Source organism: Streptomyces sp. NPDC001514 (genome assembly GCF_053597075.1).
Map to the genome: position 1 here is coordinate 66,217 of NZ_JBSFHO010000003.1, position 15,303 is coordinate 81,519.

12 protein-coding genes and 1 pseudogene are annotated in these 15,303 nt (G+C 69.3%); 5 read left to right on the plus strand and 8 right to left on the minus strand.

Features of this window, described 5'->3' with window-relative positions:
• The first annotated feature begins 18 nt into the window (after positions 1–18).
• Together ACWCXB_RS04870 and ACWCXB_RS04875 are read left to right on the plus strand one after the other, a co-directional pair.
• The gene (locus ACWCXB_RS04870) at positions 19–249 is read left to right on the plus strand and encodes a hypothetical protein (protein ID WP_450719055.1); all 231 of its coding nucleotides are present in this window, start codon (positions 19–21) and stop codon (positions 247–249) included.
• Between the two features lie 161 nt (positions 250–410).
• Positions 411–2,069, plus strand: a complete 1,659-nt coding sequence (locus tag ACWCXB_RS04875; protein WP_450719057.1) for an ISAzo13 family transposase — start codon at positions 411–413, stop codon at positions 2,067–2,069.
• A gap of 837 nt (positions 2,070–2,906) precedes the next feature.
• Here ACWCXB_RS04875 and ACWCXB_RS04880 read toward each other — a convergent pair.
• Positions 2,907–3,461, minus strand: coding sequence for an NAD(P)H-dependent oxidoreductase (locus tag ACWCXB_RS04880; RefSeq protein ID WP_450719059.1), 555 nt, complete (start codon positions 3,459–3,461; stop codon positions 2,907–2,909).
• A 400-nt stretch (positions 3,462–3,861) separates the two neighbouring features.
• On the opposite strand from ACWCXB_RS04880, the gene ACWCXB_RS04885 reads away from it, so the two are divergent.
• The gene (locus tag ACWCXB_RS04885) at positions 3,862–4,464 is read left to right on the plus strand and encodes a transposase family protein (RefSeq protein WP_450719061.1); all 603 of its coding nucleotides are present in this window, start codon (positions 3,862–3,864) and stop codon (positions 4,462–4,464) included.
• A 33-nt stretch (positions 4,465–4,497) separates the two neighbouring features.
• Here the strand turns inward: ACWCXB_RS04885 and ACWCXB_RS04890 are convergent, their stop codons facing one another.
• On the minus strand, positions 4,498–5,028 hold the full coding sequence (locus ACWCXB_RS04890) for an SMI1/KNR4 family protein (protein WP_450719063.1): 531 nt from the start codon (positions 5,026–5,028) through the stop codon (positions 4,498–4,500).
• Positions 5,029–5,356: 328 nt separating this feature from the next.
• Positions 5,357–6,517 carry a magnesium and cobalt transport protein CorA gene (locus ACWCXB_RS04895; protein ID WP_450719065.1) on the minus strand — a complete coding sequence of 387 codons (1,161 nt, stop codon included), beginning with the start codon at positions 6,515–6,517 and terminating at the stop codon, positions 5,357–5,359.
• Positions 6,518–6,741: 224 nt separating this feature from the next.
• On the opposite strand from ACWCXB_RS04895, the gene ACWCXB_RS04900 reads away from it, so the two are divergent.
• Positions 6,742–7,860 (plus strand): winged helix DNA-binding domain-containing protein, encoded by a 1,119-nt coding sequence (locus ACWCXB_RS04900; protein ID WP_450719067.1) that lies wholly within the window; start codon positions 6,742–6,744, stop codon positions 7,858–7,860.
• Between the two features lie 30 nt (positions 7,861–7,890).
• On the opposite strand, the gene ACWCXB_RS04905 is transcribed toward ACWCXB_RS04900, so the two are convergent.
• Positions 7,891–8,547 carry a LysE family translocator gene (locus ACWCXB_RS04905; protein WP_450719069.1) on the minus strand — a complete coding sequence of 219 codons (657 nt, stop codon included), beginning with the start codon at positions 8,545–8,547 and terminating at the stop codon, positions 7,891–7,893.
• 95 nt (positions 8,548–8,642) lie between these two features.
• A complete protein-coding gene (locus ACWCXB_RS04910; protein WP_450719071.1) occupies positions 8,643–9,476 on the minus strand; it encodes a response regulator transcription factor in 834 nt (277 codons plus the stop codon).
• A 286-nt stretch (positions 9,477–9,762) separates the two neighbouring features.
• Between ACWCXB_RS04910 and ACWCXB_RS04915 the strand changes: the two genes are divergently transcribed.
• Positions 9,763–11,304, plus strand: a complete 1,542-nt coding sequence (locus ACWCXB_RS04915) for an AMP-binding protein (RefSeq protein WP_450719073.1) — start codon at positions 9,763–9,765, stop codon at positions 11,302–11,304.
• A gap of 354 nt (positions 11,305–11,658) precedes the next feature.
• Here ACWCXB_RS04915 and ACWCXB_RS04920 read toward each other — a convergent pair whose 3' ends face one another.
• The 3 genes and pseudogenes from ACWCXB_RS04920 to ACWCXB_RS04930 all read right to left on the minus strand — a co-directional run bounded on the left by ACWCXB_RS04920 (position 11,659) and on the right by ACWCXB_RS04930 (position 15,285).
• Positions 11,659–12,363, minus strand: a complete 705-nt coding sequence (locus ACWCXB_RS04920) for an MSCRAMM family protein (RefSeq protein WP_450719513.1) — start codon at positions 12,361–12,363, stop codon at positions 11,659–11,661.
• 3 nt (positions 12,364–12,366) lie between these two features.
• A pseudogene (locus tag ACWCXB_RS04925) lies at positions 12,367–14,583 on the minus strand (MMPL family transporter); the annotation flags it as partial.
• Between the two features lie 111 nt (positions 14,584–14,694).
• Positions 14,695–15,285, minus strand: coding sequence for a TetR/AcrR family transcriptional regulator (locus ACWCXB_RS04930; RefSeq protein WP_450719075.1), 591 nt, complete (start codon positions 15,283–15,285; stop codon positions 14,695–14,697).
• Positions 15,286–15,303: the final 18 nt, after the last annotated feature.

The following is a 15,303-nucleotide window of genomic DNA, read 5'->3' on the forward strand; positions in this document are numbered from 1 at the left end:
TCGTGGTTTAAGGAATGCGTGTTCGGTATCACCAGCCTGCCGGCCTCGGACGCGAGACCCAGCGACCTGGCGGTCCGTCAACAGCTGCACTGGTCCGCCGAGTACCGGCACCACGTCCTGGATGACACCTTCGAGGAGGAGCGCCGCCAGGCCCGCACTGCACGCCTGCCTGGGAACCTCTCCACCCTGCACGACCTGGCATTCCAATGCAGCCGCTGCCACGACACCAGCCCCCCGACCAGCTCATGAACTACTACGGACCATGACCATCACCACGAAGTGGACATCATATCTTCGGGCGAGTGTACATGTTCTCGCTCTTCGTGGGTACGGCGGTCCGCCCAGCAGGGAGCTGACGATTAATAACTTCGTTGTTCTGTAGGGTGGTTGGGTCGTGGGATCCCGGTGTGATGGAGGGGATCGAGGCGGCGCTGGTGGAGAAGTTCGCACGGTTGCTGCCGCATCTGGATGAGCGACGTCGGCGTCTGGTACTCGGCGCGGGTGCGCGGGCGCTGGGACACGGCGGGATCCGTGTGGTGGCGCGTGCCGCAGGGGTTTCGGAGGACACCGTCTCGCGCGGGGCGGCTGAACTGGACGCAGGGATGTCGCCCTCGGTGCGCGTGCGTCGGCCCGGGGCGGGGCGCAAGCGGCTGCGCGAGCACGACCCCGGCCTGGTAGGCGCGCTCTTGGCGCTGGTGGAGCCCGGGAAGCGCGGAGATCCGGAGTCCCCCTTGCAGTGGACGACCAAGTCGACCCGCAAACTGGCCGCCGAGCTGTCGGCTCAGGGGTACCGCATCGGCGCGGACACCGTGGCCGCCATGCTGAAGGAGGAGGGCTTCTCCCTGCAGGCGACCTCGCGGACCACCGAGGGTGCCCGGCATCCCGACCGGGACGCCCAGTTCCGCTACATCAACGACAAGGTCTGCGAGTTCACGCAGGCAGGCGAGCCGGTGATCAGCGTGGACACCAAGAAGAAGGAGGTGCTCGGCGACTACGCCGTGGCCGGTCGCGAGTGGCACCACGCCGGTCAGCCCGTGCAGGTCCGCGCGCACGACTTCCCGGAGAAGGGCGCGCAGAAGGCGGTGCCCTACGGGATCTACGACCTGGCCGCGGACGCCGGGTGGGTCTCGGTGGGCTGCGACGGGGACACTGCGGCGTTCGCCGTGGCCACCCTGCGCCGCTGGTGGGAGGCGGAGGGACGGGCCCGCTACCCGGACGCGACCCGGCTGCTGATCACCGCGGACGCCGGCGGGGCGAACGGCTACCGGGTGCGGGCCTGGAAGAAGGAGCTCGCCGACTTCACCTACGCGGCCGGCCTGGAGGTCACGGTCTGCCACTTCCCTCCGGGGACATCGAAGTGGAACAAGATCGAGCACCGCCTGTTCTCCCGGATCAGCACCAACTGGCGCGGCAGGCCGCTCACCAGCCATGAAGTCGTCGTCAACGCCATCGGCGCGACCACGACCCGCACCGGGCTCACCGTCCGCGCCGAACTCGACCCCGGCGCCCACCCGACCGGCACCACCGTTCCCGACCACGTCATGGACCGGCTCCCCCTGGAGCCGCACGAGTGGCACGGCACCTGGAACTACAGCATCCGACCCGAACCGCTTGGCCCCGAACCCCCGTGCCCGTCACCGGAGTTCGGCCGCTTCCCCGCGGGGGACAAGGCCCCCGCATGGCTGCACCATCCCAGCCTGACCGGCATGGAGCCCGCCGCCTGGCAGACTCTGCTCGGCCGCTACCGCGACTACCTGGACGAGCACCCGCCGATCATGATCCCCGGCAAGAAGACCGGCCCCGGCACCGGCAGCCACTACCTCTCCATCGCCGACCGCCTCCTGGTCTGCGTCCTCAAGACCCGCTGGTCCCTGCCCCAGCCGCCGCTGGCGTCCCTCCTCAGCGTCTCCAAGGCCATGATCGGCGCCGCCGTCCGCGACGTCGGCCGCGACCTCGCGGCTCTCGGGCACACCGTACCCACTGGTGCCATCACCGTGACCACCGCCGAGCAACTCGCCGCCATCGCCGGACACACCCTCGTCCCGGAGAGCACCAAGATCCCGAAGTAATTTTCCGGCAGCTCCCTGGCCTCAGCCTGGGAACGCAGGAACGTAGCCCAACTCGGTCCGTTACGTCGTGGGGCCGGGTCGATACCGTGCCTCTTGAGGATCTCCCAGACGGTGGAGGGCGCCACCGTGATCCCGAGACCTGCCAACTCCCCGGTGATGCGGCGATACCCCCAGCCGTCGTTCTCGCGGGCCATGCGCAGCACGAGCCTCGTGATCGAGGGATGCCGGCGCGGACGCCCCGGGTTCTTGCGCCGCGATTTCTCCGCCCAGCGTCGTTTCACCAGGTCCCGGTGCCACTTGAGGATCGTCGCGGGGTTGACGGGAAGTCGCAGGCCCGCGTGCCGGGCTCGAGGTATCAGAGCCAGGAACGCGGCGAACAAACCCCGATCCGCCCATGTCAGCTTCGGGCGCGCGGTCACGCGACGCTCGAGCAGCGCGACCTGGTGGCGAAAGAGTAAGGATCTCCGCGTCTTTCCAGGCCGCCGAACGCCGTGAGAGCCGCAGCCACACGGGTACCCGCAGCGTCAGAAGAAACACGAATCGTAGACACACAGCCGGCGATCATCGCCGAACCGGCACGAAGATCGTAACCTGTGCCCTGCGGGTGACCTGCACGGACGGCATTAACGGCAAGCACAGGAGGAGTTGGTTCGGCCGCCGCCCGTAGGGTTTCAAGACTGCTTCACCGAGCCTGAGCCGAGCTTCCTTCGCTGAACTCCCGTCGAGTTCAGCGAAGGAAGCGGCGGTGACATGCAGGAACGCGCGGCCTGGGGCTGGGCCCCAGAGTAAACATCGTGATTGATCGTGAAAACTCGAAGAATTCACGAATAATCGAGGTCAGCCGACCGGCGTCTCACTGGTCGCGATGAGCCTGCGGTATTCCTTGGCGTTCAGGACGAGGTCCTCGTCCGACGGGTTGAAGATCATGCCGTAGACGGAGTGAAAACCCTGATAGTCAAGCTGGCAGAACTCCAGCGTTTGAGCGACCGGGGCGAGGTACTCCTCGAGAGTCCGTCGGGCGAGGCCTTCCGCGGCGTAGGTCTCCAGGGTGCTGCCGACCGTGACGGCCAGCCAAGCCTTCTTGCCCTGCAGCGCGGAGGCGGAACCGTCGAAGGTGAAGGCGAAACCGTGAACCAGCACCGCGTCGAACCAGGCCTTGAGCAGCGGGGTTACGTTGTACCAGTAGACCGGGAACTGGAGAACGACGGTGTCGTGCTCGCGCAGCAGCTGCTGCTCGCGTGCGGCATCGATCTTGAAATCGGGGTAAGTCTGGTAGAGGTCGTGGACGGTGACGTTGTCCAAGTCCTTGATCTCGGCGAGCCAGGTGGCGGTGCCACGGGATTCCGTGAGGTTCGGGTGGGCGACAATGACGAGGGTGCGATTGGTGGTCACTGACTGTTCCATTTCTCGTGCAGGACGCGAACCCGTGTGCGTCCTCACTGTCAATGTTGGCGAGCGGGTCGACCATGGCCGCGGTCATGCGTTCTTCTCGAGCGCTTTGAAAGGGCGATCGTTTCGGAACGAGCGGCTGTGTCTCTGTAAGTAAAGGCGGTCGGTGATCCGAGCGGCGTTTATCACGCAATATTGACGGACTCGTTCCACCGGCGACCGTCCGGGTGGTGGATATTCACGCGCACCCCCAACGCCCCAGGGGCGCTTCGAAGTCCCGGTGATCACGTGAGTCCGCAGGTCGCGGTGGTGCGAGAAGTGCGGGTCGGGCCGTCACGAATGCAACGAAGCTCCGGTTGAACGGGGTGACCTTCCCAAGTCGCCCTGAACAGCCGGAGCTTCGATGTGCCGCCAGTCTGCCACCGTCTGCCTGACCAAGTCGCCCGCTCTGGGCAGCGTGAAGGGATTGCCGCTGGTGGAGCGGTTGCGGGTGCTGCCCGATCCGCGGCGGCGTCGGGGGGTTCGTCACCCGTTCGTGGCGGTGCTGCTGGTCGCCGCCTCGGCGGTGCTTGCCGGCGCGCGCTCGTGCGCGGCCATCGGCCAGCGGTCCGGGAATGCTCCTCAGCACGCCCTGGCCCGCCTCGGTGCCCGGGTCGTCGGGGCGTTGGGTGTGCGGGTCGCACCGAGTGCCGCCACGATCCGGCGGGTTGTCGGCCTGGTCTGCCCCGGCGGCCTGGCCGACCTGACCGGCGCTGATCCTGCCGGATCAGTTGGTCCAGGGGCTGGCCCGAGAGGTGATCGGCGAGGTAGCCGACTGGCAGTCGCAGGATCAGTGGTGGGCGGCCCCTGCCGCCAGCAACGGAGCCAGGAGGTCGACGGATGCTCGAACGCGACAGAGGATCGTGGTGACTTGAGTGAGCGGCCCCCATTCCCCTGCCGTGGGGACCGTGCCGAAGCGGTGAGTTCGGCGGTGATCACTCGCGTCCGATCGAGGTTTGTCCAGTGATTCCGGCCGGTCGTGCAGGTGACGACGCTGGGTTCAGCGGCAGAGCTCCATGATGGTGTCGTCGAAGTCGGGGAACTCCTGGGCCGCTAGCTCGATCACGGCTGCCGCCGACCGGCGCTGGTTCGGTGCGAACCCTTCGGCGATGGATGCCAACTCCGGATTGGGGTGCGCCTTCCAGTCGGGCTCGTACGAGGTGGCGGCTTCCCAGGGGCCGAAGCCGTCGGCCAGTAGCCACAGGAAGTCGCCCAGGTCGCGGGCGACGACACCGGTCTTTCCCTCGGACCCGAGGAAGACGACGGGCTGCTCGGCCAGTGGTCGGCTCGGGCGGATGAGCCACAACGCCGCGTACCCGCCCGTGCCGTCCTGCCCGAACACGCGGAAGTCGCTGCCGTCCAGCTCGCTGTTCCCGGTCCACGCCTGGAACCAGTCGGCGGTCTCGGCAGCGGACAGGAAGGCCGGGAAGGGCTCGAAGTCGACCCCGGTCTTCCCGTCGGCATAGTCGAATCGAACGGCCATCGCAGTGGCCAGCGCGGCGGGGAACTGTCGGTCATCGGTGGGCGTCACGGGGACAGGCTAGCCAGGGGGTCGGACATCGACGCTCTACCGGCAAGGTTGTTGGACGACTGCCGGTGTAGTCGTCGGGCGAGACAGGACAGACCTGGTCGCGACAACGGGTGGCACAGCAGATGCTGTGCCACCCGCCTTCGTTACCCTCCGCAGCCGCGTGCAGTTGAAGGTGGTCGGCGGTGCGGGAGGGCCAGCCCCAAGGAGCGAGGGAGTACACCCGGCGTGGGCGGGCTGCGGATTCTCCCCAGATTCTCCCCAGGGGGCCCTGCAGGCCGTTTCTAGACGTTCGCAAGAGCTAAGTTGATCAACGGCGCTGCTCTGCGGTCTACAGCCAGTCGCGCTTCTTGAAGATGACGTAAAGGCTCACGCAGACCACTGCCATCAGCAGGATTGCGAAGGGGTAGCCGCCTGCCCACTTGAGTTCGGGCATGTTGTCGAAGTTCATGCCGTAGATGGTTCCCACGAGTGTGGGAGCAAAGAGAATCGCCGCCCATGCGGAAATCTTCTTGATCTCCTCGTTCTGCTCGAAGCCCGCCTCCGCCAGCGCCCGCATCTCCGCGTTCTGCTGCTCCGTAACCAAGGTCGCGTTGACCGTGAGGATGTCCGTCAGGGCCTGGCGGAAGCCGTCGACGCGCTCGCTGGTGTGGGTGACGTGGTCGGCGACGTCGCGGAGGTAGCGCTGGAGCTCCTCGTCCGTGCCGTACTTGGCGAATCCGGCCATCAGGCCGTGGAGCATGCCGACGAGGGGACGGGTCGCGCGCTGGAACTCGACCACTTCGCGGGAGAGTTCGTAGATACGGCGGGACACGGCCGGGTCACCGCTGAAGACCTCGGTCTCGATCTCGTCGATGTCGTTCTGCACGCCCGCGACGACCGGGGCGTACCCGTCGACGACGGCGTCGAGGATGGCGTACAGCACCGCCTCGGGGCCGAGGGCGAGGAGCTCGGGGGTCGACTCCATGCGGCGGCGGACCGCCGAGAGGTCGGGGGCCGCGCCGTGGCGGACCGTGATCAGGAAGTCGCTGCCGACGAAGACGTGGAGCTCGCCGAAGTCGACCTCCTCCTGGGCGTCGAGATAGCGGGCCGCACGCAGGACGACGAAGAGGGTTTCGCCGTAACGTTCCAGCTTTGGGCGCTGGTGGGCCTCCATCGCGTCCTCGACGGCGAGAGGGTGGAGGTCGAACTCCTCCGCCAGCGAGAGCAGTTCGGGCTCGGTCGGCCGGTGCAGACCGATCCAGGCCATACCGGCCGGCTCCTCGCGCAGCTGCCGGAAGGTCTCGGCCAGCGAGACGGGTGCGGAGACGCGGCGGCCGTCGCGGTACAGCGCGGCCTGGACGATGCTGCCCTGGTCCTTCTGGACGGGGGCGGAGGTCTCCGGTACTGCTGCAGAGCCCGGAGGAGGGGGCGGCGGGCCGGGCACGGACGGGCGGCGGCGCCAGGCGTGCTTCTTCGGGACCGGCGCGGGGCGCGCCCTTCGGTCGGACATCCTGGTCACCTCCCGTGGGGCGTTTCCTGCGGCCCTGCTCAACGGCCACGGGCAGGATATACGGGCTGAATTCCCCCGGCATCGCGGAACCGGGATCCGCGATGCCGACGGACCCTTGCGGACAGAAGGTGTCCGCAACGGCGAGTAGCGTGCCGCTCATGGCCTCGAAGACACGCCCGACGCAGCCGACGCAGCCGACGCACGGGACGAAGGGGGTGCAAAGGATGCCCGGCACGCCCCCCGTGCTCGGCCGCCGGGCCCTCAACCGCGCGACCCTGGCCCGTCAGCTCCTGCTGCGCCGCGACCCGGAGAACCGGATGTCCGCGAAGGCGGCCGTCGAGCACCTCGTCGGGCTCCAGGCGCAGAACGTCAAACCGCCGTACTACGCCCTCGCCGCCCGCCTGCACGGATTCCGCCCACAGGAACTCTCCGGGCTGATGGAGTCGCGCGAGGTCGGGCGACTGGTCACGCTGCGCTCCACCATCCACACCCACACCGCATCGGACTGTCTCGCCCTGCGCACGTTCGCGCAGGCCGGAGGGCCGGACCGGGAGCTGAGGATGTTCCTCAGGGGGCTCGACGGCGTCGACCTGGCCCGGCTCACCGCGCTCAGCCGCGAACTGCTCCAGGAGCGCCCCCGCCCGGTCAAGGAGCTCCGTGAGGCCCTGATCGCACAGTGGCCCGACGCCGATCCGCTCGCCCTCACCACCGCCGCGCGCTGCCTCCTGCCCCTGGTGCAGACCACGCCGCGCGGGCTGTGGGGCCGGAGCGGCCAGGTCACGCTGACCACCGCCGATGAGTGGTTCGGCCGGCCGGTGGAGCCCGCTCCCGCGCCCGACGCGATCGTACGGCGCTACCTCGCCGCATTCGGGCCCGCATCGGTGAAGGACATGCAGACCTGGTCCGGGCTGACCCGGCTCCGGGACGCCTTCGAACGGCTTCGCCCCGAGCTGCTCACCTTCCGCGACGAGAACGGTGTGGAGCTCTTCGACCTCCCGGACGCCCCGCACCCCGACCCGGACACCCCGGCGCCGCCGCGCTTCCTCCCCGAGTACGACAATCTGCTGCTGTCGCACGCCGACCGCAGCCGGGTCGTCGCCGAGGAACTCAAGGCACGTACCTGGAAGGGCAACCAATCCTTCTGCGTGTTCCTCGTCGACGGGTTCCTCGCCGGGCTGTGGCGGCTGGAGGAGACGAAGGAGACCGCGACCCTGACCGTCCAGCCGTTCGTGAGGCTTACGCGGGCGCAGCGCACCGCGGTGACCGAGGAGGGGGAGCACCTGCTCACCGCCATGACCTCGGCCATGGTGCGCGACGTGCGGTTCGGGGATGTCGCGGAGTAGGTGCCTCGCTTCGGGCCGCCCGGCCCCGGCTCAGTCCGCCCGCCCCGTCGCCGCCACCGTCACCCCGAGCCCGATCATCGCGAAGCCACCCGCGCCGCCGACCAGCGAGAGCCGCCGCTCCGAGTGGGCGAACCAGTTCCGGGCGGCCGCCGCGCCCAGGCCCCACAGGGTGTCCGTGACCAGGCCGATCCCGATCGGCACCAGCCCGAGCAGGAGCATCTGCGCGGGCACCTGGCCCAGCGAGTGGTCCACGAACTGGGGGAGTACGGCGGCGAAGAAGACGATGCCCTTGGGATTGGTGACCCCGACGACCACGCCGTCCACGACCGTCCGCAGATCGCCGCGGCCGGAAACGACCGGGACGCCCGACTCCGCAGGAGCCGCCGAGAGTCTCAGCTCCTTGCGGTGCCGGAATGCCTGAACGCCCAGGAACACCAGATACGCGGCCCCCGCGAGCTTCACCGCGACGAACACGGTCACGGATCTCTCGACGAGCGCCCCGATGCCGAGTGCGACGGCGACGACGAGGACGTACGAACCGATGACATTGCCGAGCACGGTCGCCAACGCGGTGCGCCGCCCGTGTGCCAGCGCCCGGCCGATCACGAACAGCACGCTCGGGCCCGGAATCACGATCACCAGCAGGGACATCGCCGCGAAGGCGAGCAGCCGGTCCGCCGATACCATCCGCTGTACCTCTTCCGTGTGAGGGAGCCGCCTTCTTCGTGTCAGGACAGCGGCCCCGCCTCAGGGCAGCAGCCCGGCCTCAGGGCCACCCCGCCTCAGGGCAGCAGCCCCGCCCGCCTCGCCGCCACCACCGCCTCCAGGCGCGTGTGCGCCCCCAGCTTGCGCATCGCGGCGCGCAGATAGCCCTTGACCGTCTCCGGGCGCAGGCCCAGGCGGTCGGCCGTGGCAGCGTTGGTGCAGCCGGTGGCGACACAGGCGAGGACGTCCAGCTCGCGCGGCGACAGGGTGATCGACACATCGCGGGCGGCCGGGGCGTTCGCGGTCGCGAGGCGGTCGCACAGGGCGAGCAGCTCCTCGCGGAGCGGGGCGTCGGGGATGCGAGGGGCGAGGGCGCGGAGCTCGGTGTGGGTGTCGCGGACAGTCTCCCAGGCGCCGGCCCTGTCGGCCGGCTCCGGTGTGCGGGCCGCGGTCAGCAGCCGCTGGACCTCGTCCCGGACGACCAAGCCCTGCTCGACGTCCCGCGTGACCGCGACCGCCGCGTCGAGGGTGCGGTCGCCCAGCGGCAGGGCCTGCCGCAGTGCCCCGTACAGCACGCCCCGTACTCTCCGGCGTACGACGATGGGCACGGCGACCACTGACCGCAGGCCCTCGGCCGCCACCGGCGTGTCGTACTCATGGCTGATGTGCCGGGCCGTCGCGTAGTCGGTCACCACGCACGGCCGCGACCGGGCGATCGCCTTGCCGCCGAGCCCATGGCCCGACCAGATCGCCAGCCCGCGCAGTGCGCCTGTCACCGCGCCGTTCAGTTCGGCGATCCGCATCTGACGTGGCTCGTGGAGCAGGCCGCCGAAGGCGATCTGCAACCCGGTGGCCCGGCGGAGCCGTGGCAGCGCCGCTCGTATCTCCACCGTCTCTGCCGCTGAGGTCATGAGTTCCGTCCTCCCGACAGAAATCGCCCCCGTACGGGGGTAGTGAGACCTGCGTCACTGATTACACGATCCTGGGCACCGGTCCCGCAACGAGGAGGACGCATGACGGCAGGCGCCGAGACGGACCTATGTCGGCCGCGCCGACGACGTCTTCAAGACGTCAAGATCAGGGGGCATTGCCTTTCGAATGCGGATTGCGGCGTGATGGACGGCGAGTCCTGACCGGCCTGCCGGCTCCAACAGCCTTAAGTAGCCAGCACGTTATATAGAGGAGTAGGGGAGAGCGATGCGCGTTCCGATGACGATTGCGGACTTCCTGGACCGTGCCGAGCTGGGCTTCGCCGCCAGTCCCGGGGTGATCGACGAGCCGAGCCAGCCCGCGCCGCCGGTGCCGGCGTCGACGTACGGGCGGGTCGGTGAGCGCGTGAGGGCTTGGCAGGCGGGCCTGGATGCGCTGGGCGTCGGGGAGGGCGAGCGGGTGGCGGTGGTCAGCCACAACTCGGCTCGTCTCCTGGAGTTGTTGTTCGCGGTGCCGATGAGCGGGCGGATCTGTGTGCCGGTCAACTTCCGTCTGAAGGCGGAGGAGATCGAGTACGTGGTCCGGCAGAGCGGGGCTTCGGTGCTGCTGGTCGATCCCGAGGTCCAGGACACGGTGGCGGACATCAAGTCGGATCACCGGTTCGTCCTGGGGGAGCAGACGGAGAGCGAGCTGATGCGGTTCGGCGTGGAGCCGCGCCCTTGGTCGAATCCTGACGAGGATGCCACCGCGACGATCAACTACACCTCAGGAACGACGGCTCGCCCCAAGGGGGTTCAGCTCACGCACCGCAACATCTGGGTGAACGGTCTGACCTTCGGTCTGCATACGCGGGTGTGGGAGCGGGACGTGTATATGCACACGCTGCCGATGTTCCACTGCAATGGCTGGGGGATGCCGTTCGTCATGGCCGGGCTCGGCGTGAAGCAGGTGGTGCTGCGCAAGGTCGATGGGGCGGAGATCTTGCGGCGGGTGGATGAGCACGGGGTGACGCTGATGTGCGGTGCGCCGGCGGTGTGGAACGCGGTGCTGGACGCGGCGACGGGCTGGGAGGGGGAGGTCCCGGGGCGTGATCGCGTACGGATCGTGTGTGCGGGGGCGCCGCCGCCCAGCCGGATGATCCAACGGGTGGAGGAGGAGCTGGGGTGGGAGTTCACGCAGATCTACGGTCTGACGGAGACGTCGCCGGTGCTGACGTTCAACCGGGCGCGGCCGGAAGATGCGGAGTTGCCGGCTGAGGAGCGGGCGCGCAAGCTGTCGCGGGCGGGGCTGCCCGCGCTGGGCGTGAAACTTCACGTCGCGGATTCGGGCGAGGTGTTGGCGCGGTCGAATGTGGTCCTGGACGGCTATTGGGAGAAGCCGGAGGAGACGGCGGCGGCGCTGGAGGGGGATTGGTTCCACACCGGGGACGGCGGTTCGATCGATGAGGCGGACGGGCATCTGACGATCTCCGACCGGAAGAAGGACGTGATCATCACGGGTGGTGAGAACGTGTCGTCGATCGAGGTGGAGGACACGATCTTCAGTCATCCGGCGGTGGCGGAGGTGGCGGTCATCGGGGTGCCGGATGCGAAGTGGGGCGAGACGATCAAGGCGTTGGTGGTGGTGGCCGAGGGGGCGGCGGTGAGTGAGGCGGAGATCATCGCGTACTGCAAGGGGCGGATGGCGGGGTACAAGGCGCCGACGAGTGTGGAGTTCCGGGACGCGATCCCGCGGACGGCGACGGGGAAGATCCAGAAGTTCAAGCTGCGGGAGCCGTACTGGGCCGGCCGCGGCCGGGGCGTCAGCTGATTCTCCACGTGTGCGCCGCCGATTTCGCTGCACAGATCCCGGCGTACAGCCCGACTCGTCTGCCATTGTGGCCCTGACCAGGGAAAACAATATGGCCAGGGCCACAATGTGTCTTATCGGAGTTCCCGCCCGTACTTTCGATCACGCACTGAGGCGGCGGACGGTGGAAGCACCGGAGTCGGACTCCGGGGCGGGGCCCGGACGTCCACGCGCGCGTGGGCCCGGCGGCAGCGCCGCTCGCGCTGCCGCCGGGCCCTACCCCTTGCGCCTGCCCCGTCCCCACGGGCGGCGCGCCCGGGTCCACCCCGCTCTCGGCGGACTCGGAGACCATGTGTCCTCAGGTGGTGAAGTGGACTACTCGTCCGCGTGGTGCATGCGGATGTCGAAGCCGTCCACTCCGGCCCCGTCGACCTGCAGCGCGCTCGCCACCGGCGGGTAGCCGCTGGCGACGATCGAGTATTCACCGGCGACCAGGTCGGTGAAGGCGTACGCGCCGCCCTCACCGGTGGTGGCGGTGGCGACCACATGACCCGCCGCGTCCACCAGCGTGACCCGTGCATCCGGCAGCGGCCGGCTCTCCGCGCCCGAGCCCGCACACACGATGCCCCGCACCGACACGCCCGCCGGACCGCTCGCCCCGGAGAGCACGATGTCGTGCAGCACCTCCCCGCCCACAGCGATCGTGGACGCGTGCGGCTGGTGCCCCTCGGCCGCCACGATCACCACGTAACTGCCGGACCCGGGGGCATTCACCGCGTACGAGCCGTCGGCCTGCGCCACAGAGCGGCCCAGCTGCCGTCCACTCGGCGAGATCAGCGTCACTGCGGCACCTGCGACGGCCACACCGCTCGCGTTGCGGACAGTGCCGCGAATGCCAGAGCCGTTCGACCCGTAAAGCCCCTCACCCGAACCGGCTGCCGTACTGGCCAGGGCCTGCCCCTGGAGCTCCTGCACCGGCGCGAGCCCGGCATCGGATCCGGACGCGGCCACCCCCACGGCCACCGGCTCGCGCACGGCGACGGGCACGGTGTCGGCGGAGGCCGGGAGGGCCGTACCCATGGGCTCCGGGTCGGGGTCCTTCGAGGTGTCGTGGGTGTCGCGCAGGCCCTCGCCCTCGACGTCGACGTTCGGCAGCGCGCGGTCGAGCCACTTCGGCAGCCACCAGGCCGCCCTGCCGAGCAGCGCCAGGACCGCCGGGACGATGGCCATCCGTACGATGAACGCGTCGAAGAAGACGGCGATCGCGAGACCGAAGCCGATCATCTTGACCATCGACTCGCTGGAGCCGATGAAGCCGGCGAACACCGCGATCATGATGACGGCCGCGGCGGTGACCACCCGGGCCCCGTGCCGGAATCCGGTCACGATGGCCTGACCGGGCCGCTCCCCGTGCACGTACGCCTCTCGCATACGCGTGACCAGGAAGACCTCGTAGTCCATCGCCAGGCCGAAGACGACGCCCACCATGAAGATCGGCATCGTCGACATCACCGGGCCGGTCTCCTCGACGCCCATGAGGTCGGCGAGCCAGCCCCACTGGAAGACCGCGACGACGGCGCCGAGCGCGCCCATCACGGAGAGCAGGAAGCCGAGCGCGGCCTTGAGCGGCACGAGAATCGAGCGGAAGACGACGATCAGCAGCACGAAGGCCAGACCGACGACCAGCGCCAGATACGGGAGCAGCGCGTCGTTGAGCTTCTGCGAGATGTCGATGTTCATCGCGGTGGAGCCGGTGACCAGCACCTTCGCGTCGGTGTCGGCCTTGATGTCCGTGCCCGCGTCGCGAATGGCGTGCACCAGGTCCTCGGTCTCGGCCGAGGACGGCTTGGAGTCCGGCACCACGGTGATCATCGCGGTGTCGCCGGCCTTGTTGTACTTCGCCGGGGTCACCGCGGCCACGCCGTCGAGGCCCTTGATGGTCGTGGCCACTTCCTTGACGGCCGTCTTCGGGGCGTCGCTGGACTTCGCGTCGACGACGACCAGCAGCGGCCCGTTGAAGCCGGGCCCGAACCCCTCGGAGAGCAGGTCGTACGCCTTGCGCTGCGTGGTGCTGGTCGGCTGCGACCCGTCGTCCGGCAGACCGAGCTCGAGCGAGGCGGCCGGGACCGCGGCGGCACCCAGGCCCACGACGCCGAGGAGCAGCACCGCGACGGGGCGGCGGACGACGAAGCGCGCCCACCGCGTGCCCATGTTGGGCTTCTCCGCGCTGTGCCCGCCGGACTCGCCCTTGGCCTTCTTGCGGCCGCCGCCGAGCAGCTTGCTCTTCACGCCTGCGGGCCGCACCGTCCTGCCCGCGTATCCGAGGAGCGCCGGGACGAGGGTGAGCGCGATGAGGACCGCGATGACGACGGTGCCGGCGGCCGCGATGCCCATCTTGGTGAGCACGGGGATGTTGACGACGGAGAGGCCCACCAGCGCGATCACGACTGTGAGACCGGCGAAGACCACCGCGGAGCCCGCGGTGCCGACGGCCCGTCCCGCCGCGTCCTCGCGCTCACGGCCCTCGGCGAGCTCGGCGCGGTAGCGGGAGACGATGAAGAGGGCGTAGTCGATGCCGACGGCGAGGCCGATCATCATCGCGAGGGTGGAGGTGGTGGAGCCCAGCTCGAGCGTGTTCGCCAGCGCGGTGATCGTGGAGATACCGATGCCGACGCCGATCAGTGCGGTGAGCAGCGGCAGTCCAGCCGCGATCAGCGAACCGAAGGTGATCACCAGCACGACCGCCGCGACGCCGATGCCGATGACCTCGGTGGCGCCCGTCTCGGGGGCCGCCTCGAGCGCGTCACCGCCGATCTCGACGGTCAGCCCCGCGTTCCGCGCTTCCTCTACCGTGTCCTCGAGCGCGTCACGCGAGGAGTCCTCCAGCTCCCTGCTGGAGACCTTGTACGACGCCTGCGCATACGCGGTCGTACCGTCCTGGCTGACTCCCTTGACCTGGAACGGGTCGGTGACGGCGGCGACCTCGGAGCCCGAGCCGAGCTCCTTGACAGCCTCCTTGACGACGGCCTTGTTGTCGGAGGAGGTGATCTTCTCGCCGTCTGGCGCCTTGAAGACGACGCGCGCGGTGGCTCCGTCGGCGCTGGCGCTGGGGAAACGATCCTCCAGTAGCTCGAAGGCCTTCTGCGCCTCAGTGCCGGGGATCGAGAAGGAGGTGGAGCCCGCCGCGGGCGCCTGTGCAGCGCCCACACCCGCAAGGGTCAGCAGAGCCACCCAGACGAGGGCGATGAAATGTCGCCGCCGGAAGGAGAGCCGGCCCAGTTTGTAGAGCAATGTGGCCACGAGGAAGTACTCCCGGGTCAGGTCGTGGGGTCTTATGGGGCAGGTGTCATCGGCCGACGACGTGAGCGGCCGCGTCAGGTGCTGCGAGAGGGGTGCGGGGCCCCCGGGGTGTCAGGCGCCGAGGACGGGGAGGACCACGGCGTCGATGTACGAGGTGAGGAAGGCCTTCGTGGGCGGCTGGTTGTCGATCAGCCCCCGGACGACAAGAGCGCCGACCAGCATGTGCGGTACGTACTCCAGCGCGGGGTTGTCCGCGCGGATCTCGCCCCGCTCCACGGCCCGCCGCAGCATCCGGTCGAGGCCGGTCATCTCCGGCTCGAACAGCAGCTCACGCAGGGCGCGCAGAAGATCGGCGTTCTCGCGCACCGCCATGGCAAGGCCCCGCATCAGCGAGGTGTCCCGCTCCATCTGGCAGTCGTCGGACTGCGAGACCATCGCGTGGAAGTCGCCGGGCAGGCTCCCGGTGTCGATCTCGCCTATCGTCACCGGCTTCTGGTGCCTGAGCGCCTTGACGACCAGCTCCGGCTTGCTCCCCCACTGGCGGTAGAGGGTGGCCTTGCTGGACCGGGTGCGGGCGGCCACGGCGTCCATCGTCAGGGCGTCGTAGCCGACCTCCCGAAGCAGATCGAGCACGGCCGCGTAGAGCTCGGCCTCGCGCTCGGGCGTGATCCGGCTGCGGCGCCCCGTTGCGGCATCAGCCATGCTCATCCACTCCCATCG

Bases quoted from the DNA above. Each gene is read 5' to 3' on its own strand.
- ACWCXB_RS04920 (WP_450719513.1), bottom strand. From the start codon at position 12,363: ATGGGTACGGCCCTCCCGGCCTCCGCCGACACCGTGCCCGTCGCCGTG.
- ACWCXB_RS04885 (WP_450719061.1), top strand. From the start codon at position 3,862: ATGTGCCGCCAGTCTGCCACCGTCTGCCTGACCAAGTCGCCCGCTCTG.
- ACWCXB_RS04905 (WP_450719069.1), bottom strand. From the start codon at position 8,547: ATGGTATCGGCGGACCGGCTGCTCGCCTTCGCGGCGATGTCCCTGCTG.
- ACWCXB_RS04915 (WP_450719073.1), top strand. From the start codon at position 9,763: ATGCGCGTTCCGATGACGATTGCGGACTTCCTGGACCGTGCCGAGCTG.
- ACWCXB_RS04895 (WP_450719065.1), bottom strand. From the start codon at position 6,517: ATGTCCGACCGAAGGGCGCGCCCCGCGCCGGTCCCGAAGAAGCACGCC.
- ACWCXB_RS04875 (WP_450719057.1), top strand. From the start codon at position 411: ATGGAGGGGATCGAGGCGGCGCTGGTGGAGAAGTTCGCACGGTTGCTG.
- ACWCXB_RS04910 (WP_450719071.1), bottom strand. From the start codon at position 9,476: ATGACCTCAGCGGCAGAGACGGTGGAGATACGAGCGGCGCTGCCACGG.
- ACWCXB_RS04900 (WP_450719067.1), top strand. From the start codon at position 6,742: ATGCCCGGCACGCCCCCCGTGCTCGGCCGCCGGGCCCTCAACCGCGCG.
- ACWCXB_RS04930 (WP_450719075.1), bottom strand. From the start codon at position 15,285: ATGGCTGATGCCGCAACGGGGCGCCGCAGCCGGATCACGCCCGAGCGC.